Genomic DNA, 26,287 nt, shown 5'->3' on the forward strand with positions numbered 1-26,287 from the left:
AGAATATAAGTTATGTATGTCAATTTGTTCCATTTATAAACAAAGCATTAACATGTTGATAATACCCATTATTTATATTTGAATGTGGTTAAACAAATGCTTATTAAGCTGCGGCACGGTTATTATATTCGGCATTATTGGGCCCATAAGGTTGTTTTGTAAACTTATTTACGGGCCCACCTAATTGTTCAAAATTTGCTGTAATATCAGTTACATCTTTTGATTTTTCATCATTTTTTGGCACCGGTAGAAGAGTTAAACCACAGTCAAACTCAGTTGACAAACTATCTGTAAGGCTTCCGGGGGTTGGTAAAATTTTTCGGCGCTGCCGAGTTAAAGACAACAACTTATTTTCAACTTCCTGTTGTTCCTTTACTGTAACGCCCATTGCCATCCGAACGGATTCTCTATTCACAGATCCGCAAAAAGCCGGTAAACGAAGTGCAATTCGGTTTGCATCTTTTACTTCTCCTGTACCATGTGTTTTACCAAGTCCAAACAGGGATTCAATATTATCAGAACAAATAGGCATTCCAGTATTGCCCATGCCCAATGATTCAGCGACTATTAATTGTTTTTCCATCCAGGTAATAAAACCGATACGTACTTGAGAGCTTTGAGGGATATTTTTTAAAAATTCTTTGCACTCTTTGTACAGACCTCGGAAAAAAATAGCATTTTAAGCATAATTTTTTGGACACTTTCCTTTTAAATAGGTGACGAACCAACTTCAATCTGTAATATTTTTCCAATCGGAATATAGGCGCTTAATGCATTCAATCTTTTACAAAATTGTTCCTGCGCTTTTCGGCGGCTTGGTTGTTGAAGAGGCTCCAATCGGACAACCACTCTGTCTGCTTCAGATTTGATCCATCCATGAGACTGAGTGATGGCATAAAACAAGTCCACATATTCATTTTCATTCGGGTAATGACACAATAACCAGTCAGTCATATCCTTACGCGCATTCCATAATGAAGCTGTAACAAAATCAAAAAGATTTTTTCCTTCATTATCAATCTTCTTAAAGGAATTATAATCCTCAAGAGTAGAAACATCCACCTTTTCAGGCAGTTGTTTTTTCTCATTGAGGAGCTTTGTGAGCTCTGCCTCTAACTGGCTTATTCCTGATTCTAAACAGGCTTTCAAGCTGTTTTCGCGCCTTGAGCCATCTTTGTTTAAAACTTCCTTAGTCCTTGAATTTTTTTTATGCTTTTTATCAAGCTTTTTACGTACGGTCTTAATTTCTTTCTCAATGGATTTGATAGCAGGATTTGCTATAAGCTGTTTATCGCTATCTAATGTTTTAAAGCCGGGGTGATAATGAAAAGGATGCCTGTCATGGAGGTGTTTAAATGTATTTTCAGAGGCACCCCAGCGGTTCAATATAGCTTGTGCGCATTGAAGAGTAGTTATAGGTCTGCCGTCATCCCATGCAAGACAGCATGTCCGACGGTTGCTGGTCTGATTCCAAAGATAAATTTTCCTGAGTTCAAAGGTTTTAGTTTTACCATTTTCCTCCAGGGTGAAGGTCTTTTCACCCTCGAAAATGCGGTATTTTTTGTTGTTCATCTCAAAGGATTCGTTAAAACAATCATCATCTAACTCCTTGAGTTTTTTTGAATCAACGTGTTTTTCCCAAGTAACAAAGGGAATTTTATCTTCAATAAGAGAGTTAAAAAATGGAGCGCCATACCCTTCTCTGTCAAAGACCATGATGGGAGGCTCTGTAAGTTCCTTGGCCCATTTTTTTTTCAGTTCGACAATATGAGTTTTAAGATCGCCTTTTCCTTCTTGAATCTGAAAATCAACAATACGACCACTTTCATCGCATGTAACTATATTTGTTTGTCCCGGCATCATCATTTTGCGCTGTGTATTAAAGGCAAGATGAATTTTTCGTCTGCCTGTGTATGGAAGCAGATGCCCATCTGCAAACCATATACAGGTACTGACCAATCCGCCTAAAAGCTGTTGCTTAAAAAATAATTTACAAAGAGATGTGGAAAATCGTAAATTACAAGCTGCATAGAACCATTGCCAAACATCTCTTTTTGGAGGCAATTTATTGAGGCCCAAAATAAGCCCCGCTTCTTTCTGGTTAATATTTTTCAGTTGTTCTATGGATTTGATATTATTGGCGACCATCAACAAGAAAACTAAAAATATTTTATAGGCAGAACCAAAATAACCCATTATCAGCTTAAGCCATTGATTTGTACTAATTAAAACAATTAGATAAGGGAATATCCCTGCAAAACGAGTGAATTTCCAATCATGAAGGCTCTTAAATGGTTGTTCGTCTTTTGAAACAAGTTGTTCGCCGAATTCAAAATCAAGCTCCTGCTGTTTTTTTTGATTTTCTAATCGTTTAGCTTTTCTCTCTTTAGCGAGAATGACAGCCTTGGTGCCCTGTATGCGTTTGTGCTGCGTGCTCTTGCGATGTTGTTCAAGATTTTTGCCCATTTTGGGATTATATCCACCCAATAAGCCTTCTGTCCCAAATTTTTTTTTGCTCTCAATGTAATTGTGTATCGTTTGTCTGCTAATATTAAGGGCACCAGCCAATAAAGATTTATTCGCACCCAATTCAACGGCATCAACAACAAATATTTTTTTTGCCGGCTTGTCAGAAATATCAACCTTTTTAACAATGATATCGCGGTTTTTAAGGGTAATCATGTGCTTATTTCTTCTGTTAAAAACCAACGACAAATTTGCGCCAATCATTTTGGTGTTATCGTTTTTTTTCTTTGGTATATCTGGAAATAGTTGTTTTTGCATAATTGATACCTTAATGTGGTGTACGCAATGTGAATTTTTAATAAGGTATCACAAAAAAATATTTTTTACAAAATAAATTTACATTAAATAAAAGAAATAGTTAAAATAAAATAGGTTAAACATATGAATGTCCAACATTATGCTTGTCCAATAAATTACTGGAGAATAGTCTAACTACCTGAATAATAAGGCTTTACGCATTTCTATTCACTTTGTACGTTCCGAGGTCTGGACAATGTGTTTGGCAACCGTATCGACACATAAAGCACCTCTGAATGCAGGCACATAAGTCTTGCGAAGTTTTTCGCCCCGCTTACAGCTCCCATTTTTTACCTGATATGCATTGAAGCCGCACATGCTCATAAGGAGTTCATCAGTGAGCAATAAATCGGTTATTTGATCCATTTTTTTGATGGATCCGACGACTTTCATTAAGTAAACAAAAAGTATCTGCGCAAAAGGGACATTTTTTCTTTGTTGATTTTTTGGATCAAGGTGTTCCAGAAAAGGAAATACTTCAATGTCCTGCAGATAATTGAAGAAGGAATTAAACAAGGTAGCCTCATCCATGGCATAGACCACGTCCATTTCGTGGCGATGAAAAAGGTAGTCTGCAACCTTGCCGTCATTCCGCTCTGCGGTGTGCCAAAAAAGTCGTTTACAGAGTGTGTCTTGTAATTGTTCCCTCGAAGCCATGCAAAATATTAAGCACAAATCGGAGGGCATGTCAAATGGGAGGTCATCAAATCCTCAATAATTTCAACTAGTTATGGACGATTTTTATTTGACATAGAGGCGTTTTTATTATTTGACGCATACCCCTTCCCTGGTTTGTATATGATTGTGCACTCACGCCCTCCTGAGCGCCTGAGAACAGCATTGTATGGCAAATTAAAAAACGCGGTGCAAAATCAATATGTTGAATTTTTTTTAAAAAAATGCATTTTTTTTCGATCCTTATATCGGAGTTTTAGTTCTTTGTTGTGCCCGACAAGGCATGCTGGTTATATAAAATACATAAAAAAATCAATATTGATCTTGGCAAAAATAATAAATGTTTTATATTATAAAAGGGTGTTGCAAAGTAAAAAAACTTTGATAATAAAATCAATTAGTTAACCCAGAAAAACCCCATTTTTCCATTATGGCGTAACTATTTGTTTTAACTACCAATAATAGCAATCTTTACAACACCCTTTATAAGTCTGTCTTAAAATATTTTTTCTGTAATAAATTAAGGAGTAACAATGGCTGAAGCTGACAACGACGATCTGATTAGCTTGCTCGAAGAAGAAGAAAAAGATATTGACTTACCCAATCTCCTACCACTACTGGCCGTTCGGGATGTTGTAGTTTTTCCGGATATGCTGCTCCCGCTTTTTGTGGGGCGCAGCATATCGATACGGGCTGTTGATGAGGCTGTTGCAAAAGACGGTTTTATCCTTCTTGTAACACAAAAAAAACAACACCTGAAAGAAGGCCCACAGCCGGATGACCTGTACACTATAGGCACTATTGCCAGAATTCTGCGTATCCTTAAGCTTCCTGACGGCAGGATTAAAGCTCTGATCCAGGGAATCGCCAAAGCAAAAATAATCAAATATGTACGGAAAAGATCTTTTTATCGTGTTAAATCGGAAGTAATTTTTGAAAAGCCTGTCAAGAACATCACTATCCCTATAGAAGCGCTAATGCGTAGTGTGCGAAAGCATTCCGAAAAGATAATAGAATTAAAGGATGAATTCTCAGGCGATATCAGTTCTATCCTGGAGAGTATTGAATCTCCAGGCAAACTGGCCGATCTTGTTGCATCCAATTTAAAATTGAAAATTGAAGAATCTCAAAGTCTGCTTGAACTTGTCGATCCTGTTAAACGTCTTAAAAAAATCAACAAATTCCTTTCAAGAGAACTTGAACTCTCTTCCATGCAGGCTAAAATACAGTCTGATGTCAGAGTTGAGATATCCAAGAATCAGCGTGACTATTTTTTAAGAGAACAGGTTAGAGCAATCAACAAGGAGCTTGGTGATAGCGATGACAAATCAAAGGAAATAACCGAATATAAAACTAAAATCAAAAAGGCTAAAATGCCTTCCGAAGCCGGCAAGGCGGCTAAGAAAGAGTTAAAGCGTCTTTCTTTGATGCATCCTGATTCCGCAGAATCATCTGTTATTCGGACATATCTGGACTGGCTGGTCGAACTGCCCTGGAGCAAATCGACTAAAGACAATCTTGACATAAAAAAAGCTAAAGAAGAACTAAACGCAGCACATCATGGTCTGAAAAAAATCAAGAACCGTATTCTGGAAAATATTAGTGTCAAAAAACTTAACCCCCAGTCCAAAGGGCAGATTCTCTGTTTTGCCGGGCCTCCAGGTGTCGGCAAAACTTCTCTGGGTCAGGCTATTTCCAAGGCAATGGGACGCAAGTTCATAAGAATATCTCTTGGCGGTATACGGGATGAAGCGGAAATCAGAGGTCATAGACGCACATATATTGGGGCGCTGCCAGGCCGTATTTTACAAGGCTTAAAGCAGTGCAACACCAATAATCCTGTTTTCATGCTGGATGAAATCGACAAAATAGGGGCGGATTTTCGTGGTGATCCTTCCTCCGCATTGCTGGAAGCTCTCGATCCTGAACAGAATTCGGAATTTAGCGATCACTATCTGAACATTACCTTCGATCTTTCAAAAGTAATGTTTATCCTCACTGCAAATATAACCGATACAATCCCCTCAGCCCTTTTTGACAGGATGGAAGTAATTAATCTTACAGGATATACTGAAGAAGAAAAACAAATTATAGCAGAAAAGTTTTTAATCCCCCGTCAAATCACCGAGAACGGCCTTACACCGAAAACCCTCTCCATAAGCAACGGTGCTCTGCTCAAAATAATACAGGAATACACCATGGAGGCGGGCTTGAGAAACCTGGAACGTGAAATTAAAAAAATATGCCGCAAAATAGCGCGTAAAATAGCAGAGGGAGAAAAAAAACTTTTTCAGATTACACAGAACAACCTGCATCAGTATCTTGGATTGCATAAATATTATCCTGAAATGGACAAAGAAGAGAGCCAGGTAGGTCTGGCCACAGGGCTTGCCTGGACCCAGGTAGGCGGAGAGGTACTATATGTTGAATCCTCCCTGATATCAGGCAAGGGTGACCTGATAATAACCGGACAGCTTGGGGATGTTATGCAGGAATCCGCACGAGCCGCCGTTAGTTATACCAAGGCAAATCTGCAATCTTTGGACATTGAAAAAGATTTCTTCGAAAATCTTGATATACATATACATGTTCCAGCCGGCGCCATACCAAAAGACGGGCCTTCAGCAGGAATTGTTATGGCCGCTTCCCTGATTTCATCCGCAACCGGCAAACCTTTAAATAAAGATATAGCCATGACAGGGGAAATCACCTTAAGAGGCCGGGTTCTCCCGATAGGGGGTCTAAAGGAGAAGGCGCTGGGCGCTTTGAGGGCCGGAATCAATACCATTATAATTCCGGAAAAAAACAAAAAGGATATCGCAGAATTACCAGCAAATGTTAAACGAAAAATAAAATTCATTTCCGTAAAAAACATGGATGAGGCTCTCTCGATTGTTTTAGAGAAAGAAAAAAACGAAACAAAAAAAACAAGCAATAACAAATAATAGATGAAGATACTTGCAGCAGATACTGCGACAATGAGTTGCAGCGTTGCCTTAATAGATAACGGGAATCTTCTATGTGAGCAAACCCTTATCAGCGGCCAGACCCACTCCAGGCATTTGATGGAGATGATTAAAAAGGGGCTTGACCTGGCCGGCCTCAAAATGAACGATATAGACGGATTCGCAGTTACCAAAGGCCCGGGAACATTTACCGGACTCCGCATAGGCATAAGTTCAATCAAAGGGCTTGCGGCAGCGTCAGGCAAACCGGTTGCCGGTATATCAAGCCTGGCTGCCTTAGCTGCGCAATCCTCTTTTTCAGGGCATGTCTGCACCATGATTGATGCACGCAGAGGTGAGGTCTACAGCGCACGTTACTCTGTATCCGCATCAGGATTTAACTGTAGCATTGTAAAACAAGAGTCTGCTGAAACGGTTATGACTCCTGAACAAACAGTTTCCGATATAGATGGGCATGCTCTTTTTATCGGAAACGGAGCCTTCCTGTATCAACAAAAAATAAAAGGGATACTTGGGCACCTGGCAATTTTTCCCTCTTTCTTGCAAAATACCATTCAAGCATCGACGATTGCACGGCTCGGAATGGAGCAACTGCAAAAAAAATACTCTACAGAACCACACCCGCTGGTGCCAAGCTATATAAGAGCATCCGATGCGGAAAAAATGAGATCCAACCGGTAGCTTGCTGGTAGTGCGTCGACCGAAGGTTTTGACAGAAATTATTGACAACCATCGAATCCTTCATTATTTTATAACATCAGACCTCGGAAAAAAAATAGCATTTTAAGCATAATTTTTTGGACACTTTCCTTTTAAATAGGTGACGAACCAACTTCAATCTGTAATATTTTTCCAATCGGAATATAGGCGCTTAATGCATTCAATCTTTTACAAAATTGTTCCTGCGCTTTTCGGCGGCTTGGTTGTTGAAAAGGCTCCAATCGGACAACCACTCTGTCTGCTTCAGATTTGATCCATCCATGAGACTGAGTGATGGCATAAAACAAGTCCACATATTCATTTTCATTCGGGTAATGACACAATAACCAGTCAGTCATATCCTTACGCGCATTCCATAATGAAGCTGTAACAAAATCAAAAAGATTTTTTCCTTCATTATCAATCTTCTTAAAGGAATTATAATCCTCAAGAGTAGAAACATCCACCTTTTCAGGCAGTTGTTTTTTCTCATTGAGGAGCTTTGTGAGCTCTGCCTCTAACTGGCTTATTCCTGATTCTAAACAGGCTTTCAAGCTGTTTTCGCGCCTTGAGCCATCTTTGTTTAAAACTTCCTTAGTCCTTGAATTTTTTTTATGCTTTTTATCAAGCTTTTTACGTACGGTCTTAATTTCTTTCTCAATGGATTTGATAGCAGGATTTGCTATAAGCTGTTTATCGCTATCTAATGTTTTAAAGCCGGGGTGATAATGAAAAGGATGCCTGTCATGGAGGTGTTTAAATGTATTTTCAGAGGCACCCCAGCGGTTCAATATAGCTTGTGCGCATTGAAGAGTAGTTATAGGTCTGCCGTCATCCCATGCAAGACAGCATGTCCGACGGTTGCTGGTCTGATTCCAAAGATAAATTTTCCTGAGTTCAAAGGTTTTAGTTTTACCATTTTCCTCCAGGGTGAAGGTCTTTTCACCCTCGAAAATGCGGTATTTTTTGTTGTTCATCTCAAAGGATTCGTTAAAACAATCATCATCTAACTCCTTGAGTTTTTTTGAATCAACGTGTTTTTCCCAAGTAACAAAGGGAATTTTATCTTCAATAAGTAAGGTACTCCCCATTGTCAAGACAAAAAACAAGGTTTTTTAAGGTGCGCTTTTGAGCTATAAATAATCCTGAAAATTAAAAAAATAATAGTAAATAAAAAAAATATGTTTCTGTTTATCATAAAAATGTTCATAAACAACTTAACTAATTGATTTAATAAATAATAATACCATTCTAAAATGTTCATAACTTATTGATAAAATGTTTATAACTTTTTTGTATCTCATTAACATACTGTTAAAATTCAATATTAATATGTTTATAACTTATGCCGCACGTTGAATAGGGCATTCACCAAAATATATTATTTTTACAACCTCACATTGATCACCATTGCTGATAAATCTTGCCTGTTACTTCCTTTAATTTGTCCGATCTTAACTATCAATTTCGTAATCATCCGGCAAATTCAAAAAATCTTTTTTCGCCAATTGACTCTCAATTAAATAACCAATTTGACCATTCCTCTTGAGCTGTGAAATCATCCACTGTGGTAATCTAATTGTCACAAGCTCTCGTTTCAAATGGTCTGGTTTCTTTTTTCGACCAGCCCCTGCACGTTTTCCTCCTCTCATTTTTTTACCTCCAAAACATATAGTATGTTGAATTAAGTGCAACGCTATTCAAAAAATCATCCTAAAAATACGCTATATATTTGATTAGCGTTATGCAATATTCAAATAAACTCTACTACCAACTGATTATGTGTTGGATAGTACGCTTTTATCTTGTTTGCAGCAGGAAACATTTTTTATAATATCAATACGACTTAATGGTATTCTAATTAATTATACAAAGTGGTTCTGAAATTACCCTGGAAAAGTTTTAAAATATATCTCTGCCGGGGTCTGGTAATCCAAAGATTGATGGAGTCGTTCATTATTGTAAAAGCCAAAATATTCTCCAATGTTTTGAATAGCCTCCCTGACGGTCTCATAATTGTGAAGATAAACACGTTCATATTTCACGGTACGCCAAAGGCGCTCTACGAAAATGTTATCCAGAGCACGGCCCCGGCCGTCCATGCTGATCTTCACATCGGCTTTTTTTAAAACGCCGGTAAAGGCATCACTGGTAAACTGACTGCCTTGATCCGTGTTAAAAATCTTAGGTTTTGCAATTTTTAAGGCACCCTGTAAGGCTTTTATACAAAAATCCTTATCCAATGTGGTTGAAAATTCGTAGCTCAGGACATACCGACTAAACCAGTCTATCACTGCTACAAGATAGATAAAACCTGAATTCAAACGGATATAGGTAATATCCGTTGACCACACCTGGTCAACTTGCTCAATGGAAACGCCTCGCAGCAAGTATGGATAAATTTTATGCTCTTTTGATGCTTTGCTCAAATTTGGTTTTGGATATATAGCTTCAAGTCCCATAAGCCGCATCAAACGTCTTATTCGTTTAGGATTAACAGTGTGCCCTTGTCGCTTTAATACGGCCGTCATTTTTTCAACACCGTAGAACGGATATCGGGTATATTCTTCGTCTATCAATCGCATGAGAGCCAGGTTATAGCTCTCATCTTTGCAGGATTGATAGTAATAGGTTGATCTGTTTATTCCCAAAAGATCACACTGGCGCATTACCGGTATCAAAGAATGATTCGGCTCAATGTATTGACGCTTTATATCAATTGAGAAGGTTAGATTTTTTTTTTAGCCAGTCCAATTCGACCTTTAATTGGCCGATTTGCTGGTAAAGCTCCGCCTGGAATTCTTCAGCGTCTTTTTCTTTTTTTTGACGCTTTTTTGAAAATATATCGGGCAATTCTTCTAATAGACGCTTTCGCCATTGATTTATTTGATTTGAATGAACTCCATATTCACTAGATAGTTGAGAAATCGTCTTTTCCTTTTTAACCGTTTCAAGCGCTACTTTAGCTTTGAATGATGCACTGTAATTTTTTCGAATTTTACCCATTGATGAGCCTCCTTTTTGTTGATCAGGATATACTCATTTTACACCTTAAACAACTGTCCAGTTTTTGGGGAGTATTATAGTCTCCAGTTCCATTCCCTGCAGACTTCTTGAGAAATGAAGCGTCTGCTTTTGTCAGGATGTGATTCAATAATCCGCCTGACGGTCGCTATATTTTGCCTGGTGACTGATCGCCTCCGATATGTTATGACTGATTCCATTCCTGACACTATAAACCATCAGGCACTGGAACGCAAAATTTTTCTTAAAAAAATTTGCGGTTAGATATTAAATTTTAAACTCAAAACGATTATTGCCCGTGAACGGTTACACATTATGAGCACTATTATCTACGCTGGTGGCCAGGTTAATCAACCTCAACGGAGGAAGATTATAGATAAAAAGGCGGGAAAACAAGGGTTATGTTCATATCTTTTTCATAGATATTTATCATAAAGGTCATCAAACAATACCGGTATCTTCTCATGGAATTCCGCCAGCAGAGGAAGCATTATTTCCCGAATCTGGGGATGTGATGCTTTGGAACATCTGAGAGCCAGAACATGTCTCCACTCCCTTAAATTGCAGGTCATGACAATTTCGGTCTTCAGGCTGTTGGGCAGTACGCTCCGGGCCTGTTCGGGTCTGGCGCCGTTTTGCAGCAGCTTCAAATAGCTCTGCTCCGCATTCTTCATGGCTGTTTCCCATTCCAAATATTCTTCAGAACCCTCAGACCAGAAATATGGTTTTATAACCGTAATCTCATTCCCGAACTTGTCCTCTGAGTAGTTGGCATATCTGGTGCTCTCCTGGCTGTAAGCAGCCAGTCTGTGACGGACAATCTCATGGGTGATGCCCCTGTCGCATATAAAACGGACAGAGATGCTGATATGTTCAACAACGCTATGATGCCCTGATTTAATAATACTCTTCACAAATCCGGCGGCGGAATCAGCAGTAATTTTGTTTTCTGATTTGTAACATGTCCGCCCGGCGGCCTCAATCTGCTTTAAAATAGATGCTCCGTCCTGTATAAAGAGTATCTCATGGCCTGGGGATATAATTCTCAAACCTGATCTCCTTTTTTTGACAAATTTGATTTTGGATGCGGTAGAAAAACCGTCCCAACAGGTTGGCCTTCTTGATTCAAAAATCTAGGGCAAAGCGGATTGCTCGCCCCACTTCAAACATCTTTGCCGGAGATAAAAAAATTATCAATGATCCGATTTTACCCTTCGAAACAGTCTGCAAGTGATCGCAGTTGATAGCGCAATCCCGATGTATGCCGTCGGCTTTCGAAAGAAGAACCTCAGACGGTATATTGCGAACCGTAGTTGTAATGGGAGCGACGGTTACTTCACCAAGGTATTCCAACACTGAATCGCGTGTTAGTATAAGGACGGGTCTTTTTTTATCCGGCCGAACGAATTTATACCAGCGTATTTCGCCGTGTTTCATTCGTCACCCCAAGCGTGCTCTGTTTCCCAAACTGAAAACTCATCGACACCAACGGGATGAAGTTCGTATCCTTTGCGGTGCTTAAGCTCCAGTTGCTCAAGATTGTGGCGGGCAAGTGCCTCACGAAGTGCCTTTCTTGTAAAAGCAGAACGATTGGTCCGAAGTTGCTTAGAAACGCAGTCGACCGCTTTGACAAGATCATCATCGAGGGTCATCTGTACGGTTCTCATATTGCACCTCCATAATGTGGATGTTTATAACTATAATAATCCACATTAAGGGTCATGTCAATCCTATTTATTCGCCCAACGTAGAATCGAGCGGCGGCGGGTCGAAGCCAAGGCCATTCACAAAGCTCAAAAAATAATAAAAAGTAAAACCATTCAAAGCGCAGCAGCTTTTAGCCTTCAGACTAAAATGACTTGTTCGGTGCCCTTTACAGCTTAGGCAAAAGCAAGACGACGGCCTTGTGGAACAGGAATACGGTCATTAAACTCTTTTGCTGTTTCCATCCAAAGTTCCATCGCTGTTTTGATGTTGGTTAGTGCGGCTTCGTGAGTATCGCCATGAGCCATGCAACCAGGAAGCTCTGGAGCTTCAGCAACAAAGGCTTGATCTTCATCACTCCAGTAAATAATAATTTCATATTTATCCATTATACATTACCCCCTAATTTGTATTTGACTATAATATTGCGCACTTGACTAACCTGATAGGGCTTTGCTTTGTTGCCTTCTTTCTGCAAATTGGCCTTCTCTATGACACCATCCTTCCTGAAAACATGATGACTTCCTTTGATTCTCATGTCAAACCCAAGATGTTTCAACAGGTTAAGCAAATCAGTAAAGGCGATATTACCATCGCTCATACCTATGCGTATCTTAAAGACTAATTTGTCGTATTTGCTCATAATAATTGTCAACTAATTCAAAAGCAATCTACAAATTTAGTTATTATCTAAGTTGAGCGATTTCCAACATCAATGAGAGATAATTTTTCCATAAAAGTCTTAATACAGACCTCGGAAAAAAATAGCATTTTAAGCATAATTTTTTGGACACTTTCCTTTTAAATAGGTGACGAACCAACTTCAATCTGTAATATTTTTCCAATCGGAATATAGGCGCTTAATGCATTCAATCTTTTACAAAATTGTTCCTGCGCTTTTCGGCGGCTTGGTTGTTGAAGAGGCTCCAATCGGACAACCACTCTGTCTGCTTCAGATTTGATCCATCCATGAGACTGAGTGATGGCATAAAACAAGTCCACATATTCATTTTCATTCGGGTAATGACACAATAACCAGTCAGTCATATCCTTACGCGCATTCCATAATGAAGCTGTAACAAAATCAAAAAGATTTTTTCCTTCATTATCAATCTTCTTAAAGGAATTATAATCCTCAAGAGTAGAAACATCCACCTTTTCAGGCAGTTGTTTTTTCTCATTGAGGAGCTTTGTGAGCTCTGCCTCTAACTGGCTTATTCCTGATTCTAAACAGGCTTTCAAGCTGTTTTCGCGCCTTGAGCCATCTTTGTTTAAAACTTCCTTAGTCCTTGAATTTTTTTTATGCTTTTTATCAAGCTTTTTACGTACGGTCTTAATTTCTTTCTCAATGGATTTGATAGCAGGATTTGCTATAAGCTGTTTATCGCTATCTAATGTTTTAAAGCCGGGGTGATAATGAAAAGGATGCCTGTCATGGAGGTGTTTAAATGTATTTTCAGAGGCACCCCAGCGGTTCAATATAGCTTGTGCGCATTGAAGAGTAGTTATAGGTCTGCCGTCATCCCATGCAAGACAGCATGTCCGACGGTTGCTGGTCTGATTCCAAAGATAAATTTTCCTGAGTTCAAAGGTTTTAGTTTTACCATTTTCCTCCAGGGTGAAGGTCTTTTCACCCTCGAAAATGCGGTATTTTTTGTTGTTCATCTCAAAGGATTCGTTAAAACAATCATCATCTAACTCCTTGAGTTTTTTTGAATCAACGTGTTTTTCCCAAGTAACAAAGGGAATTTTATCTTCAATAAGAGAGTTAAAAAATGGAGCGCCATACCCTTCTCTGTCAAAGACCATGATGGGAGGCTCTGTAAGTTCCTTGGCCCATTTTTTTTTCAGTTCGACAATATGAGTTTTAAGATCGCCTTTTCCTTCTTGAATCTGAAAATCAACAATACGACCACTTTCATCGCATGTAACTATATTTGTTTGTCCCGGCATCATCATTTTGCGCTGTGTATTAAAGGCAAGATGAATTTTTCGTCTGCCTGTGTATGGAAGCAGATGCCCATCTGCAAACCATATACAGGTACTGACCAATCCGCCTAAAAGCTGTTGCTTAAAAAATAATTTACAAAGAGATGTGGAAAATCGTAAATTACAAGCTGCATAGAACCATTGCCAAACATCTCTTTTTGGAGGCAATTTACTCAAGTTTTCGAAAAATAGTTCCTGTAAAAATTGGCATCTGGCATATTTTTTGCTATGCGGCCTTTTTCATAGGAGCAGCAATATCCCCATTAATAACAACTAACTCTTTGTATTTCTTACGATTGCGGTTCATGTTAGCCCTGCTGAATTCAACCAGTTTGTTAACGAAATCCTCATCGGATTGTACTCGCAAGACAAACGCTTCCAAATTTTCGTTTTGCGCTCGGCGAACTATTGAAGGAATCGTTAATGGTTCCTTTGGCAGTTTTCCAACAGTGCATTGCTTGTAATTCTCCAAATGGAGGAGGAAGTCAATCCAGGACACCAGGTACAACGCTAGTGTTGCGCCTTGTTCACTCCTGATAGTGGCTCCCTCCATATCGGACAACTGCTTTGCATTCTTGAAAAACTCCTCAATAACCCAGCGGTGGCTATAAACAGAAATGATTTTGGTGGCTTCCCAGGTGAGACAATTGGTGAGGAGATACTTGATGGTTTGAGTGGCAGGGTCGTGACTTTCAACTATTCGATGTTTGCCAGGTATGGCATTCAAGCGAACTGTTGAAGCCTTGGTTATGTAAAGTGCTTTTTCCTTTTGACCTGTTTCCGGGTCGGCAGGAAATCCACAACGAACAAAGGTTGTTATTTTTTCAAAATATTTTGCTAATCCAACAAGATCGTATTGATATTTTGCTAATCGTCCCTTTGGAGTTAACTTTGGTTCTTTGCATGATTCTCTTATCTTGAGATTAGCTTTTATCTCAAGCACATAGTCAAGATTAAGCCGATTAAGCTCCTTGATAAATGGCGATATTCCAAACCAGGAGTCGGCAAGAACAATACACTTTGGAAACCCTTTTAATATGGCCCACTCCATCATTTCTACTGCAAGATCATATTTGGTTATGCAGTCACACCGTTTACCGCGTTGCCAAGGCATAAGAGTACCGGTTCCCTTGTGATATACTCGAAAAGCAATGGGGAATTTGATAAGTGCCCCATCACTATAATAGAGGAAAACAATGCAAGTTGCTTTTAAATTGGTTCCAAGTGCATGATCGAACAATATGAAAACACCATGAATCCATTTACAAAATTTGGTATGATGTTTCATGGTATCATCTATGATGAAATAGCCATGAGAAATTTTGTATGTGTTGAGTGTCTGAAGCAAATAGAGCATTTGCAATTCATCTGTACAAATTTTTGCATTCGAAAAAAGATAGGAAAGTGTGCTCACTGCTTTCTCTTTCAGCAACATACAGCTAATTTCAGTAAGATGTAGACGTGACCCTAATATTAATGCTGTAGCAACCAAGGTAAAGTCATACATCTGGGCATTCGTCAGTGCGGGTTGAAGAAAAGAGAGACCACTTACAACAAAACCAAGCCGTTTGGCACATGGAATTTTCATTTGTTCTCCTTGATGTATATGTGAGAAAAAAATAAACCAAACTATTTTGACACGTTTTGTTAATTTTGTCTACTATTATTTTTCGAAAACTTGAGCAATATTTAAAGCCAAAAAAAAAGTCAAAATTTTGACGCAAAAATCGTCGGGTCGACAACATAAGGATGTTGCAAAGTAAAAAAACTTTGATAATAAAATCAATTAGTTAACCCAGAAAAACCCCATTTTTCCATTATGGCGTAACTATTTGTTTTAACTACCGATAATAGCAATCTTTGCAACACCCTTAACATGAGATGAATAGAAAATAATATTGCCATAATCAGTGAAATGGTGTATTATTTATTAAGTAAAGGTAAAAAAGGGAGATTTATATGCCTGAAGAAAAAATCGAAGAAGGTTTGACTCTGGACAAAAAAACCATGGATGTCCTGGTGGCCAACATCATCCCCACCTCCAAATACTTTGAGGTGCGCTTTGACCACATGCAAAGCCAGATGGATGATTTTAGAAGTGATATCAAAGATTTCAGATGTGATATCGACAAGCGTTTTGAACAGGTCGACAAACGCTTTGATGATATGAAATCGGATATGGACAAGTGCTTTGAACAAGGAGACAAACGTTTTGAACAAATTATTGCTTCGATTGATCGTTTAGGAGATAAATTGGATCACAGAGATGAAAAGCAAAGATATTTTACCCTTCGGATGTTTACTATTGCCATAAGCATTTCCATCCTCGGAGTGCTTGGAGCATTTCTGAAATCTCTCGGCATTATTTAAACCCATGAGCCTGTCCGAAAAAGACATAGGGGTCAGGTCTTCATTCTTCACGCTTTTATCTTTTTTTCAATCTTTGAAATTTTTCCTTCACGCTTTTTGTTTTTTCTTATTTTATCTTTAATACGTCTGCATGCCTGGGACACACCGGATTCTCCAATCCTGCTGTTTTCACATCTTCATAATCAAACCCTATTTTAGCAAAAAGTTGATCACCTTATCCACACATTGCTTCAAATCAAGTTTGTCTGTATCAATAATATAATCAGGGTGTTCCGGCTCTTCATAAGGATCAGAGATACCTGTCATATTGGTAATTTTGCCTTCGCCGGCTTTTTTGTAAAAACCTTTTGGGTCACGTTTTAATAAACACAGACGATTTATTTGGCAAAACAAACAATTCTATTTATACTTATTTTTTTGTCTGCACATATTAACATCTTTCCCTGGCTAATTTTATTTAGCTTAAGCTTTACAAAATAAAAAAGTAACGCGAAACAGTTCTCCTATTTCTTCAAAGATAGCCCTTTCTCCCATTTCTTTGATAATCATGGGAATACCTCTACCAAGACCGTCTATGTATCTCATGTTATCAAGATATTTTACCAGGAAATGATTCCGTATAGCAGAATTGCCTACTTTGATTTTTTCCAGCGTAAGAGTATTTGCTATTTTACCTGGAGATGTAATTTCAATCCTGTTGCTAAATATATATACTGTTGTATGTCTGTTTATAATTGAATAGTCCCGATGACTAACGGCGTTTACAAGCGCTTCCCTGATTACTCTGACAGGTATAAGAATTTGCTCTTCTCTTTTTAGCTTTTTTACAATTGAAGCTCTTGGCAAAAAAATATTGATAAGCGATGCCGTATTATCAATTATTTCAGGTAAAACCCCGATAATCTCTTTTTTATCAATTATATCATCAGTAATATCCTCCCCTTTAAAAATAGCAGTTTTAATAGAGCTTTGAGGTAATCGTCTTTGGGGCTGTTTTCCAAAAAGAAGTAAACCACCAACACTTGTTACGTTTTCTCCTTCAAAAGGAACAATAATGTCTGAGTTTATTAATATTTTCTGTTGTTCATGTTTTTCGAGTGAAATAAAATTGATATCGTAACAAGTTGACCAGTAGTCGTTCACCTTAAGCAAATCAAGATCCTTTCCTTCCGTTCCTTCCACAGGTGACAAATCAAAATGAACTATTCCTGCCTGCTGAAAAAGTCTGCTTAACTCTTCCTTTGTTGCTGTTCTGTTTGTAGAGCTAATCCTTATATAGTATTTTCCGTCAATCGTTTGATAGGGTTTATTCATCCCCTTGGGTATTTCTACAACAGCAACTTTTTTGCTTTCTATATTCTCAATGCTGATGTCCGGTGAAATTGCAGGTATTACATTGTTTCGTGCAATGTTCGCAAGCCATTGGTCAATCTTTTCCATATTAATTCCACTTATAATGCCATCATCCTCAACTCCGATTAAAAGGGTTCCTCCAAAACTGTTTGAAAAAGCAGCCATCTCTTTAGCAACACTCTCCGGTCTTACGTTTCCTGATTTAAATTCGATTGATGAATTCTCACCCTGGCTGATTAGTGCCAATATTTTTTGTATTTCCATTGTCATTTAATCCTAATTCCATGTTTTTTCAAAATTAAATGCGCATCGTTGAAGTATAACTTATTGCTCTTTATGGGTATTTGCTTAGGGTTCCGCGTACCTTTTTTATATTTCCCCTGATCCTTGCTTTCAAATTTAAACGGAACATGGAGATATCCTGGCAGAACATCTTTGATCTGCCGCTGCTTTTCAGGTGGAACAAAAAGAAGCATAAATCCGGAAGAACCGGCACCTAAAAGTCCCCCCCCTTTCAGTTTAAATCTCAAGTATGGTATGTTTTTAAACCGTTAACTGTGAACCGACAACCGTGAACGGTTACAAAAAAAATAGGTCATTTTGTATTTCATTTCGCTTCAGCCAATATCCGTTCCCATTCAAAATTAACGATATTCCGATCTTCGCTGCTGAATTCAATTCCGATCAGATAGATGTCGTTTCCTGAATATTTCTCATGATATCTTTTTGCCTTGATTTGGCTTAGAGCGTTTCCTTTTGCAGTTAGTTCCAGCACTTTGAATTCGATGATATACACCCTGCCGTTAAATCGGATGGTTAGATCAATCATGCCATGGTTCGTTGAATCTTCCGGAATTGTATCCAGACCCAGCGCAGCAAAGTAACAGTACACGATCGAGGCATAATAGCCTTCATAATTAGAAATCCTGTTCTTGCGATACCACTGGTTTGGTATGGAGGCAAAAAAGGCGTGTATAGTGTTCTTGAGCTTGTTTAAATTATTAGCCTGCAATGCATCCAGAATCGAGGATTGATTTCGGGTCTTTGCAAGGTGGTCTTCAACCAGGGCACTCAAAATGTAGTTGTTCAAACTGGATTCCACTTCGAGATTGGGATACGTCAAGTCGTAACGACGAAAAGCACCGATTTGTTGCAAGTTTTTGATCGTCAGGTATCCGGCCTGAAAAAGGAGTGTTTCGACTTTGATATTATCCACATCGAAGCTGCCGATAATCTCCTCGCCCGCGCTCAGATTGTAGAGATCAGGGATATAGTATTGTCCCGTCTCAAGTAATTTGATGAGGAATGTGGGGGTAGCAGTTTCAAACCAGTAACTCCGAAAATCCTTGTTTCTCAAATATAGAAGGATATCAAAAGGATTATAAACCTCTTCACCTAACCAGCTATATCCATTGTACCATTTTCTGACTTCATTCAGATCCACACCTTCAAGGTAATCGACAAATACTGTTTCCAGTTCCTTCCGGGTGTAACCGCAAATGGAAGAATACCGCACCGCCAGTGTAAGATCCTCAAGGTTGTTCAGACCGCTAAAAAGGGAAACCTTGCTGAATTTGGATACTCCGGTAATAAAAACGAACTTGATGTAGGGGTCGCTGTCCTTGATGACGGAATAAATATTTTTCAGTTCTTCCCTAATTGCAATGGCCGTTGTTTTATCGTGAATATTATCAAGAATCGGCTTGTCGTATTCATCAATCAGAATAACTACAGATTGATTGTATTTTTCATTGAGAAGCTGTATCAGTTCTCCGAATCTCCCCTTACGGCTTTTCTTTGCGAATTGGATTCCATACTTTTTCGTGTGATCATATAAAATTTCATCAAAAGTCACCTGAATATCTTCCACGCTTTTACATACGCCGGAGCCGAAGCTGATATGCACCACGGGATATTTTACACTCCAATCCCAGTTATTTTTAAGGAAAAGTCTTTGGAAAAGATCCTTTTCACCAGAAAAGGCGGACTTCAGGGTGCTCAAAAAGAGGCTTTTGCCAAACCTGCGGGGCCGGGAGAGAAAGTAATACTTGCCTTTTGTTACGAGGTCGTGAACGAATGATGTCTTGTCAACGTAGTGATACCCCTCGTTGATCAGGTTTTTGAATGTTTGTATGCCGATAGGGAGTTTTTTCATAATGTTAACTCAGATTTTTATCCCTTTTTATTATTTAGGAACAAGGATGAAATAACTTCCTCGAAATATCCTTTGATTCCCCATTCCAGGCTCTTGCCCTGAATGCCGTAAATTCCGTCTACCGGGTCGTAATACAGAATATTGTCTTTAACTGCCTGCCCCAGGAGATCCTTGCCGGTTCCTGCAAGTTCTGCAAGCTTGCGGATCGGTTGTTTTCTAAAATGACGCAAAAGGCAATTACGGGCTTCATCACCAAATGTCCAGTCAGCGATCATAGACACCTTTTCCCGCTTGATTTTTGACACGATGGCATCCAGGGAATATTGAAACAAATCCTCAAGAATAGAATGAATTTCCCAGGCACTGCCGCCAACCGTATCCCATATTGTCTCTATCTGCTGTTTATCAAGAGTATATTCCTGAACCTGATTATATTTTTTTATATCCCGAAGCCAGGCAAAGGCGTCCTCTTTTTCAAGATAATCCAGTTTCATAAATTTACTGGTCTTGCGGAGCTTGCTGTCCACATAAACCTGTTCGATGAAAAAGGCATCCGACGAAGCGATGATCACATGGCATAGGTGACTTTCCTTGGTCATGGCCACGAAAAAATTCATTAATTCCACAATGAGCCTTTTCTGCTTGTCCGGCAGATAGAGGCCATCAAGTTTATGGAATTCATCGATAATGACCACTGGCTGAATACCCTTTTTGAGCAGACGCTGAAATTCCCGCTCCATGACCAAAAAAGGATCTTCCTGACGTTTTTTAAGCATCTTCTCGGTAAAAGCGTCAAGCTTGAAAAGACCAAAAAGGCTGTACTTCCTCCGGGTACCGGTTTTCAGGCCATTTCCCGAGCTGCTTGATTTAAAAAAGGCATCGATAAAATCATCAGACGTGGTCAAAAAAATCTTGCGGAGGTTGAGAAAGTTGATCTTATACCCCTTTTCGGCCTCCATGTGCTCGAACAGTCGATACATCAGGGTAGTTTTGCCGGACGATTTGGGACCGTATAGAAAAAGGATGGAGTTGGGCCGCCCTTCCAGATAATTTCGCAACTCGGCCATCTCTCTCTCCCTGTTTATGAAAGTTATATCTATCTTAAACTGTGTCATCTTGATTTTCCCTATTCATTAAACCAACAGCGTCAAAGCTCGCATTGGATGTTCAGTCGGTTTTTTCCGTCTCCTCGAAATATCCTTTGATTCCCCATTCCAGGCTCTTGCCCTGAATGCCGTAAATTCCGTCTACCGGGTCGTAATACAGAATATTGTCCTTGACTGCCTGCCCCAGGAGATCCTTGCCGGTTCCTGCAAGTTCTGCAAGCTTGCGGATCGGTTGTTTTCTAAAATGACGCAAAAGGCAATTACGGGCTTCATCACCAAATGTCCAGTCGGCGATCATAGACACCTTTTCCCGCTTGATTTTTGAGGCTATGGCATCCAGGGAATACAGCAATAGTTTTCTTAGAATATAATAAATTTCCCAGGCACTGCCCCCAACCGTATCCCATATTGTCTCTATCTGCTTCTCATCAAGAGTGTACTCCTGAACCTGGTTGTATTTTTTTATATCCCGAAGCCAGACAAGGACATCCTCCTTCTCAAGATAATCCAGTTTCATAAACTCACTTGTCTTGCGGAGCTTGCTGTTTACATAGACCTGTTCGATGAAAAAAGCATCCGACGAAGCGATGATCACATGGCATAGGTGACTTTCCTTGGTCATGGCCACGAAAAAATTCATTAATTCCACCATGAGCCTTTTCTGCTTGTCCGGCAGATAGAGGCCATCAAGTTTATGGAATTCATCGATAATGACCACTGGCTGAATACCCTTTTTGAGCAGACGCTGAAATTCCCGTTTTATAACCGGAAAGGGGTCTTCCTGACGTTTCTTAAGCATCTTCTCGGTAAAAGCGTCAAGCTTGAATAGGCCGAATAGGCTGTACTGCCTCCGGGTACCGGTTTTCAGGCCATTTCCCGAGCTGCTTGATTTAAAAAAGGCATCAATAAAATCATCATACGTGGTCAAAAAAACCTCACGCAGGTTGAGAAAATTGATCTTATACTTCTTTTCGGCCTCCATTTGCTCGAACAGTCGATACATCAGGGTAGTTTTGCCGGACGACTTGGGACCGTACAAAAAAAGAATGGCGTTGGGTTGGCCTTCCAGATAATTTCGCAACTCGGTCATCTCTCTCTCCCTGTTTATGAAAGAAATATCTATCTTAAATTGAATCATCCCGGTTTCCCCTATTCTTTAACAGAATTACATCAAAATTCAGCACGCCGTCAGATAAGAAGATAGATGTTTTGCTATTTGAGTTGAATCGTTTTCGCTTAAATGCCCAATTTTTTTTTGCATCAACCTGTTATCAAGCGTGAAAAACTTAAAACGGATCAGACATGGAAGTCTTAATCCGGCATCTGTATAATCGCTAATTTGGAAGTCTCCCGGCCATGCCGGCTCTTTTTTAGTAGTTATCATAGCAAGAATTGTGTGGTTGCTTTTGTTAAATTCTTTGTTGCTGAGTACAACCGCAGGGCGTTTTTTCGTTTTAGGTCTGTCAATAAATGGAAAAAGGACTGTAACCACATCATATCGACTACAAATCATTGAAGGCCTCTTCATCTTCAGGGCTGTTCCACTCTTCAAGGGTTTTTGACACCGCTGCGTGGTAAGCTGCGTCAAACGGCTCGACCCTTTTAAGTTTTACACTTTTCCCCTGCAACTCGTAGGCTACCATATCGCCCGGTTCTATACCTATAGCCTTCCTTAGTTCCGCCGGTATGGTTACCTGCCCTTTTGTAGATAGTTTGCTCACATGTTGCATTCGGTTCACCTCTTTAATTCCTAATCTTTACTCTTTACGGTAAAGATATTCCCTGCGGCTTGTTTTGTCAACAGGAATGGTCCATCCCCGCAGGGTGATTGCATAAAAATTCGGCACATTTTTTGCCGAATATATCTTTTGTGCGACCATACAACAACCTATTGAAATTACAACAAATCTTTTCCGCAAACAAAAATTTTGATTTATAGTTTAATCATAGCGCAAACTTTTACCTTGGAGGCGTTATGATTGATAAACCTGAAAAAAATGTTTTTGAAAAAAAATTTTGGACCGGTATCTTACCTCATTGAAGAAGCTCAGAAATCTATACAGGATGATTCTGAAGCCTACACACTTTCCTTTACGGCGATGAAGGGAAAGGATTAATCAACCACACAATAAAGGGTTTAAACGCACACCATTCATCTGATTGCTTTCATGTACCTCATGAAATTGAAAAAGGGACTTCTGGAGCCTTGGCCTCCGCTATAAAAAAAGCCGAAAAGGAATATGGGAACCGTTCACTTATCAGAAAAAAAGGTTACTAACCGTCTGTTTCCTCTTTGAGTGATATGATGTGGCATCCCCGGTGCCACTATTATTGCTATTCTTGCAATAGCCTTTCAGAGGATAATTGCAATTTATAGTCAACAATAAATAGGTATGGTGTCCCCCGAATTTGCTCAATAGCCTTTGGCCCAAAAAATGCATCCCTGTTATTCGTTTTTGTTTCATCAAATCACGATGGATTTTTATGGAATTTCAGTGCCTGAATAAAAACCTTATTAATCAATAATAAAACGAGGGGTTATTGTCTATTTATTTAAATGAAGTTTTAGGTGTTAAAGTAAAAACAGAACATTTTTAGAGCTAAAAGCTAATCGCTTTAAATCTTCGTTTAGAAAAAAGCTGGAAATAATTATTTTATCAACATGATAGTTTTCGTTCAGGCACTGCTGTTTAGGTGAAATGCTAAGACACAAATGTATGTGATTCGGCATGGCCTTCGAGTAATTCCACCCCTTTTTTTTACACAATTCCCGAAGAATTCGGCAGACTCTCCGGCGCATTTTGCCGTAGAATACTTTCTGACGATACTTTGGAATAATTGAGGAGAATCTTATGTCTAAACTCACCCTGCTGGGACTGGCATTATGCCTGGGCGGTCTGCTGACGGTCGGATTTCAGAAACTGTCGACTCTGATGGGCACATTGAGTACGGGAGCCGTCCAAGAAGCAACTACCATAAAAAAACTGGTCGACCCTGATAATTTGAGCTGGATTAATAATATCTCGGTCGATTTCGTTAAAACCGCAGCAGACTATATTATAACAATGCCATTATATATTCTGCTGATCTGCCTTGGAGTAATCTGTTTAATGTCCAAATATTGTTTTAAGGATTAAATCAAAAAGTGGAACTTCAACGTACAACTTTAAGCATCTTGCCTGGCACAGGTTTTCCTTTTGGATACTGATGATTTAATAAACGGAGTTGAGATTCCGCATACCCCGGCAAACGTGATTCTCGGGCAAGCTTTCTGTATGTGGTGGATGTTGTTGCGCGTTGTAGCTGAATGGTTAAAGGTTTTGCCAGAATAGCTTCCTTTTTGCTTAAAGGGTGAAAGCTTAAGGCTGTTTTCAGCATATTATCGTTTATATTATTTTGTAATTGCATATCTTTTGCAATGCCGATCAATATATATGCCCTGTCATTAAAATAAATAATAGAGACCCTGGCATAGCGCATCCCGACAGAGGACTTAATCTCTGCAAAAGCAGTATATCCGTTCAGCCCTGCCGGCTTTATATTTTTTCCGTTGGTGAGTTGTTTAAAACCTAGTCTTTCTGTTAAAAACTCCCTGGGAGTAATAAGCTTGTTTATATCCTGCAAGGTAAGGAGAGCACTGGCCTTCCCTTTTGGAGCAAATCCCTGCAGGCTGTCGGGACGATTTTTAAGAATCCATCCCTCTGGGAAGTAAACGGCAAATCCAAGTTCCCTGTGGTAAAATTTATTTTTCCGTCTAATCCCTTCTGCAGCGCTGTCCCCGAAGGTAAGCCCTGACAGCATGGCAAGAAAATTATTATCGTCCTTCAAATGATTTTTCCGCGAAAAAAGCAGTCTTTTGTTGTTTATAACATTCTGCAGCCGGGTGTCATTATCGGGATGCGAAGCGAACAGGCCATGATAAGTCTGAATCTTCCGGCCTTCGGATTTGGCAATCTCACTGCTGAATTCAGCCTGACTTTTTAGAATCTTTAAGACATCTATCATTGCATGAGGATCATAACCGGCCCTGGCCAGATATTCGGCCCCAAGCCCGTCCGCCTCAAGTTCATGCTCTCTGCCGTATCCGCTTAAAAAAGCACCGCTTAACAGACCGTATAGATTGGAAGCAGCCTGATTGCGCAATTCAGGCACAAGAATCTGGCCTATTGTCATACCTATATTTCCCGCAGTGGCTGCTGTTTGCTGACGCACACCATGCCTGGCCGTAACATGGCCGATTTCATGCCCAAGTACCGCTGCAAGTTCCGCCTCAGTATTCATGTAAGCCAGGAGCCCCCTGGTAATGTAAATATACCCACCCGGCAAGGCAAACGCATTAATATCAGTGGAGTCTAAAACTGTAAAGCGGTACACAAGTCCCGGCCTGTGGCTGAAAGACGCCAATTTTTTCCCTACTTGAGACACATATGCCTGTAAAGCAGGATCATGATACTTACCGTACTGTTTGAGAATTTTAGGGTGATATTGCCTGCCGATGGAAATCTCTTCAGCTTCGCTCATCAAAACAAAATCGCGATCTCCAGTTACAGGATTAACTGCACACCCACAAAAAACCAACAGTATGAAAAGCATATATATATATTTAATAAATCGTTTCATTTGCTAAACTTATCGGCGCAAGGCGCAGAAGGGAAAACCTGCTTTATGATCTCGCCCATCTCTTTATGTATCTTGCCATTTGAGGCGATTATATATGGATTGTTCAGATATTGAAATCCACCCCAGAAATTTGTTACTATTCCACCGGCCTCTTCTATAATTATTGCACCTGCCGCCACATCCCATGGTTTAAGGCCGATTTCCCAGAACCCATCGAATCTGCCCGCTGCAACATAGGCAAGATCTATGGCAGCGGTGCCTATCCTTCTTGCCCCTATGCATTTTTGAAAAATATTTTTAAAAACTTCAAGATAATCAGATAACAATTCCTTGTTTTTAAAAGGAAACCCGGTAGCGATAAAACTTTCTTCAAGTATTGAAGTCCCGGATACTGAAATGGATCGGCCATTAAAAAAAGCCCCTTCACCCTTACTCGCCCAGAAAATTTCATCGGACAAAGGACTATAAATAACGCCCGCGATCAAACTATTTTTATACTCCAGAGCAATAGAAACGGCAAAAACAGGAATAGAGTGAAGATAATTAGTTGTTCCGTCAAGGGGATCAATAATCCAGCGATAAGGGTTGTCGTTTTCAAAAGCGCCGCCCTCTTCGGCCAGAATTGCATGGTCAGGAAATGCCGACCTGATAATCTTTATAATAGTCTCTTCAGATTTCTCGTCAACAAAGCTGATAAAATCATTACGTGCTTTTTTCCGAACAGCCGACTGTGGAACATTGCCAAAATGTTTTAATAAAATTTTTCCGGCTTCACGTGCCGCTTTTTTTGCTTTTTCTATCAT

27 protein-coding genes are annotated in these 26,287 nt (G+C 39.5%); 4 read left to right on the forward strand and 23 right to left on the reverse strand.

Annotation, left to right across the window (positions count from 1 at the left end):
* Nucleotides 1–103: 103 nt before the first annotated feature.
* From BuS5_RS13615 to BuS5_RS13625, 3 genes are all read right to left on the reverse strand, one after another.
* Complete coding sequence (locus tag BuS5_RS13615; RefSeq protein ID WP_274427740.1) at nt 104–583, reverse strand: hypothetical protein; 480 nt, start codon at nt 581–583, stop codon at nt 104–106.
* A gap of 125 nt (nt 584–708) precedes the next feature.
* The gene (locus tag BuS5_RS13620; protein ID WP_274427741.1) at nt 709–2,784 is read right to left on the reverse strand and encodes a putative transposase; all 2,076 of its coding nucleotides are present in this window, start codon (nt 2,782–2,784) and stop codon (nt 709–711) included.
* Nucleotides 2,785–2,991: 207 nt separating this feature from the next.
* Nucleotides 2,992–3,480, reverse strand: coding sequence for a hypothetical protein (locus BuS5_RS13625; protein ID WP_274427742.1), 489 nt, complete (start codon nt 3,478–3,480; stop codon nt 2,992–2,994).
* A gap of 551 nt (nt 3,481–4,031) precedes the next feature.
* On the opposite strand from BuS5_RS13625, the gene lon reads away from it, so the two are divergent.
* Together lon and tsaB are read left to right on the forward strand one after the other, a co-directional pair.
* On the forward strand, nt 4,032–6,443 hold the full coding sequence (lon, locus tag BuS5_RS13630; protein WP_027355032.1) for an endopeptidase La: 2,412 nt from the start codon (nt 4,032–4,034) through the stop codon (nt 6,441–6,443).
* A 3-nt stretch (nt 6,444–6,446) separates the two neighbouring features.
* Nucleotides 6,447–7,145, forward strand: a complete 699-nt coding sequence (gene tsaB / locus BuS5_RS13635; protein WP_027355031.1) for a tRNA (adenosine(37)-N6)-threonylcarbamoyltransferase complex dimerization subunit type 1 TsaB — start codon at nt 6,447–6,449, stop codon at nt 7,143–7,145.
* A gap of 131 nt (nt 7,146–7,276) precedes the next feature.
* Here tsaB and BuS5_RS13640 read toward each other — a convergent pair whose 3' ends face one another.
* The 10 genes from BuS5_RS13640 to BuS5_RS13685 form a co-directional block, all read right to left on the reverse strand.
* Entirely contained in the window at nt 7,277–8,254 is a 978-nt protein-coding gene (locus tag BuS5_RS13640; protein WP_274427743.1) for a putative transposase, read from the reverse strand.
* A gap of 363 nt (nt 8,255–8,617) precedes the next feature.
* Nucleotides 8,618–8,815 carry a hypothetical protein gene (locus BuS5_RS13645; protein ID WP_274427654.1) on the reverse strand — a complete coding sequence of 66 codons (198 nt, stop codon included), beginning with the start codon at nt 8,813–8,815 and terminating at the stop codon, nt 8,618–8,620.
* Between the two features lie 234 nt (nt 8,816–9,049).
* Nucleotides 9,050–10,169 (reverse strand): IS3 family transposase gene (locus BuS5_RS13650; protein WP_245266731.1). Its coding sequence is split into 2 segments (ribosomal slippage): nt 9,050–9,895 and nt 9,897–10,169, totalling 1,119 coding nucleotides; the frame shifts between segments, so codons are not numbered across the junction.
* A gap of 434 nt (nt 10,170–10,603) precedes the next feature.
* Nucleotides 10,604–11,236: an FAD-dependent thymidylate synthase gene (gene thyX, locus BuS5_RS13655; protein WP_027355115.1), complete on the reverse strand. Its 633-nt coding sequence runs from the start codon at nt 11,234–11,236 to the stop codon at nt 10,604–10,606.
* A gap of 76 nt (nt 11,237–11,312) precedes the next feature.
* Nucleotides 11,313–11,624: a type II toxin-antitoxin system PemK/MazF family toxin gene (locus BuS5_RS13660; RefSeq protein ID WP_051375223.1), complete on the reverse strand. Its 312-nt coding sequence runs from the start codon at nt 11,622–11,624 to the stop codon at nt 11,313–11,315.
* Nucleotides 11,621–11,854 carry a ribbon-helix-helix domain-containing protein gene (locus BuS5_RS13665; protein ID WP_027355117.1) on the reverse strand — a complete coding sequence of 78 codons (234 nt, stop codon included), beginning with the start codon at nt 11,852–11,854 and terminating at the stop codon, nt 11,621–11,623. The genes BuS5_RS13660 and BuS5_RS13665 overlap by 4 nt, the downstream gene beginning before the upstream one ends.
* A gap of 213 nt (nt 11,855–12,067) precedes the next feature.
* Nucleotides 12,068–12,280, reverse strand: coding sequence for a type II toxin-antitoxin system HicB family antitoxin (locus BuS5_RS13670; RefSeq protein ID WP_027355118.1), 213 nt, complete (start codon nt 12,278–12,280; stop codon nt 12,068–12,070).
* Nucleotides 12,280–12,534: a type II toxin-antitoxin system HicA family toxin gene (locus BuS5_RS13675; protein ID WP_027355119.1), complete on the reverse strand. Its 255-nt coding sequence runs from the start codon at nt 12,532–12,534 to the stop codon at nt 12,280–12,282. The genes BuS5_RS13670 and BuS5_RS13675 overlap by 1 nt, the downstream gene beginning before the upstream one ends.
* A gap of 158 nt (nt 12,535–12,692) precedes the next feature.
* Entirely contained in the window at nt 12,693–14,057 is a 1,365-nt protein-coding gene (locus tag BuS5_RS13680; RefSeq protein WP_274427744.1) for a putative transposase, read from the reverse strand.
* A gap of 49 nt (nt 14,058–14,106) precedes the next feature.
* Entirely contained in the window at nt 14,107–15,468 is a 1,362-nt protein-coding gene (locus tag BuS5_RS13685; protein ID WP_274427745.1) for a transposase, read from the reverse strand.
* Nucleotides 15,469–15,839: 371 nt separating this feature from the next.
* Here BuS5_RS13685 and BuS5_RS13690 point away from each other — a divergent pair, with 371 nt between their 5' ends.
* A complete protein-coding gene (locus BuS5_RS13690) occupies nt 15,840–16,250 on the forward strand; it encodes a hypothetical protein (RefSeq protein ID WP_035265618.1) in 411 nt (136 codons plus the stop codon).
* Nucleotides 16,251–16,439: 189 nt separating this feature from the next.
* Here BuS5_RS13690 and BuS5_RS20535 read toward each other — a convergent pair whose 3' ends face one another.
* The 8 genes from BuS5_RS20535 to BuS5_RS13725 form a co-directional block, all read right to left on the reverse strand.
* Complete coding sequence (locus BuS5_RS20535; protein ID WP_027354231.1) at nt 16,440–16,643, reverse strand: adenylyl-sulfate kinase; 204 nt, start codon at nt 16,641–16,643, stop codon at nt 16,440–16,442.
* 69 nt (nt 16,644–16,712) lie between these two features.
* Entirely contained in the window at nt 16,713–17,867 is a 1,155-nt protein-coding gene (locus tag BuS5_RS13695) for an RNA-binding domain-containing protein (protein ID WP_035265628.1), read from the reverse strand.
* Between the two features lie 343 nt (nt 17,868–18,210).
* Nucleotides 18,211–19,758 carry an ATP-binding protein gene (locus BuS5_RS13700; protein WP_035265617.1) on the reverse strand — a complete coding sequence of 516 codons (1,548 nt, stop codon included), beginning with the start codon at nt 19,756–19,758 and terminating at the stop codon, nt 18,211–18,213.
* Between the two features lie 17 nt (nt 19,759–19,775).
* Nucleotides 19,776–20,873, reverse strand: coding sequence for an ATP-binding protein (locus tag BuS5_RS13705; RefSeq protein ID WP_274427748.1), 1,098 nt, complete (start codon nt 20,871–20,873; stop codon nt 19,776–19,778).
* A gap of 52 nt (nt 20,874–20,925) precedes the next feature.
* Nucleotides 20,926–22,002, reverse strand: coding sequence for an ATP-binding protein (locus tag BuS5_RS13710; protein ID WP_274427749.1), 1,077 nt, complete (start codon nt 22,000–22,002; stop codon nt 20,926–20,928).
* A 39-nt stretch (nt 22,003–22,041) separates the two neighbouring features.
* Nucleotides 22,042–22,377 carry a type II toxin-antitoxin system PemK/MazF family toxin gene (locus BuS5_RS13715; protein ID WP_035265615.1) on the reverse strand — a complete coding sequence of 112 codons (336 nt, stop codon included), beginning with the start codon at nt 22,375–22,377 and terminating at the stop codon, nt 22,042–22,044.
* On the reverse strand, nt 22,367–22,594 hold the full coding sequence (locus tag BuS5_RS13720) for an AbrB/MazE/SpoVT family DNA-binding domain-containing protein (RefSeq protein ID WP_027354226.1): 228 nt from the start codon (nt 22,592–22,594) through the stop codon (nt 22,367–22,369). The genes BuS5_RS13715 and BuS5_RS13720 overlap by 11 nt, the downstream gene beginning before the upstream one ends.
* An 842-nt stretch (nt 22,595–23,436) precedes the next feature.
* The gene (locus BuS5_RS13725; RefSeq protein ID WP_157487407.1) at nt 23,437–23,730 is read right to left on the reverse strand and encodes a transposase; all 294 of its coding nucleotides are present in this window, start codon (nt 23,728–23,730) and stop codon (nt 23,437–23,439) included.
* On the opposite strand from BuS5_RS13725, the gene BuS5_RS13730 reads away from it, so the two are divergent.
* A complete protein-coding gene (locus BuS5_RS13730) occupies nt 23,717–24,001 on the forward strand; it encodes a hypothetical protein (protein ID WP_027354225.1) in 285 nt (94 codons plus the stop codon). The genes BuS5_RS13725 and BuS5_RS13730 overlap by 14 nt on opposite strands.
* A 16-nt stretch (nt 24,002–24,017) precedes the next feature.
* On the opposite strand, the gene BuS5_RS13735 is transcribed toward BuS5_RS13730, so the two are convergent.
* Both BuS5_RS13735 and BuS5_RS13740 read right to left on the reverse strand, forming a co-directional pair.
* On the reverse strand, nt 24,018–25,484 hold the full coding sequence (locus BuS5_RS13735; RefSeq protein ID WP_198012269.1) for a M48 family metalloprotease: 1,467 nt from the start codon (nt 25,482–25,484) through the stop codon (nt 24,018–24,020).
* Nucleotides 25,481–26,287: an inositol monophosphatase family protein gene (locus BuS5_RS13740; RefSeq protein ID WP_051374850.1), complete on the reverse strand. Its 807-nt coding sequence runs from the start codon at nt 26,285–26,287 to the stop codon at nt 25,481–25,483. The genes BuS5_RS13735 and BuS5_RS13740 overlap by 4 nt, the downstream gene beginning before the upstream one ends.

The sequence above is a fragment of the Desulfosarcina sp. BuS5 genome (assembly GCF_028752835.1).
Lineage (GTDB): Bacteria > Desulfobacterota > Desulfobacteria > Desulfobacterales > BuS5 > BuS5.

Excerpts from the sequence above, each read along its gene's own strand:
- BuS5_RS13715 (WP_035265615.1), bottom strand. The coding sequence starts at position 22,377 with ATGATTTGTAGTCGATATGATGTGGTTACAGTCCTTTTTCCATTTATT.
- BuS5_RS13625 (WP_274427742.1), bottom strand. The coding sequence starts at position 3,480 with ATGGCTTCGAGGGAACAATTACAAGACACACTCTGTAAACGACTTTTT.
- BuS5_RS13735 (WP_198012269.1), bottom strand. The coding sequence starts at position 25,484 with ATGAAACGATTTATTAAATATATATATATGCTTTTCATACTGTTGGTT.
- BuS5_RS13730 (WP_027354225.1), top strand. The coding sequence starts at position 23,717 with ATGTCTAAACTCACCCTGCTGGGACTGGCATTATGCCTGGGCGGTCTG.
- BuS5_RS13660 (WP_051375223.1), bottom strand. The coding sequence starts at position 11,624 with ATGAAACACGGCGAAATACGCTGGTATAAATTCGTTCGGCCGGATAAA.
- BuS5_RS13710 (WP_274427749.1), bottom strand. The coding sequence starts at position 22,002 with ATGATTCAATTTAAGATAGATATTTCTTTCATAAACAGGGAGAGAGAG.
- BuS5_RS13720 (WP_027354226.1), bottom strand. The coding sequence starts at position 22,594 with ATGCAACATGTGAGCAAACTATCTACAAAAGGGCAGGTAACCATACCG.
- BuS5_RS13675 (WP_027355119.1), bottom strand. The coding sequence starts at position 12,534 with ATGAGCAAATACGACAAATTAGTCTTTAAGATACGCATAGGTATGAGC.
- BuS5_RS13685 (WP_274427745.1), bottom strand. The coding sequence starts at position 15,468 with ATGAAAATTCCATGTGCCAAACGGCTTGGTTTTGTTGTAAGTGGTCTC.
- BuS5_RS13690 (WP_035265618.1), top strand. The coding sequence starts at position 15,840 with ATGCCTGAAGAAAAAATCGAAGAAGGTTTGACTCTGGACAAAAAAACC.
- tsaB (WP_027355031.1), top strand. The coding sequence starts at position 6,447 with ATGAAGATACTTGCAGCAGATACTGCGACAATGAGTTGCAGCGTTGCC.
- BuS5_RS13695 (WP_035265628.1), bottom strand. The coding sequence starts at position 17,867 with ATGGAAATACAAAAAATATTGGCACTAATCAGCCAGGGTGAGAATTCA.
- BuS5_RS13740 (WP_051374850.1), bottom strand. The coding sequence starts at position 26,287 with ATGATAGAAAAAGCAAAAAAAGCGGCACGTGAAGCCGGAAAAATTTTA.
- BuS5_RS13640 (WP_274427743.1), bottom strand. The coding sequence starts at position 8,254 with ATGGGGAGTACCTTACTTATTGAAGATAAAATTCCCTTTGTTACTTGG.
- BuS5_RS13615 (WP_274427740.1), bottom strand. The coding sequence starts at position 583 with ATGGAAAAACAATTAATAGTCGCTGAATCATTGGGCATGGGCAATACT.
- BuS5_RS13620 (WP_274427741.1), bottom strand. The coding sequence starts at position 2,784 with ATGCAAAAACAACTATTTCCAGATATACCAAAGAAAAAAAACGATAAC.
- BuS5_RS13645 (WP_274427654.1), bottom strand. The coding sequence starts at position 8,815 with ATGAGAGGAGGAAAACGTGCAGGGGCTGGTCGAAAAAAGAAACCAGAC.
- lon (WP_027355032.1), top strand. The coding sequence starts at position 4,032 with ATGGCTGAAGCTGACAACGACGATCTGATTAGCTTGCTCGAAGAAGAA.
- BuS5_RS13665 (WP_027355117.1), bottom strand. The coding sequence starts at position 11,854 with ATGAGAACCGTACAGATGACCCTCGATGATGATCTTGTCAAAGCGGTC.
- BuS5_RS13700 (WP_035265617.1), bottom strand. The coding sequence starts at position 19,758 with ATGAAAAAACTCCCTATCGGCATACAAACATTCAAAAACCTGATCAAC.
- BuS5_RS13705 (WP_274427748.1), bottom strand. The coding sequence starts at position 20,873 with ATGACACAGTTTAAGATAGATATAACTTTCATAAACAGGGAGAGAGAG.
- BuS5_RS13670 (WP_027355118.1), bottom strand. The coding sequence starts at position 12,280 with ATGGATAAATATGAAATTATTATTTACTGGAGTGATGAAGATCAAGCC.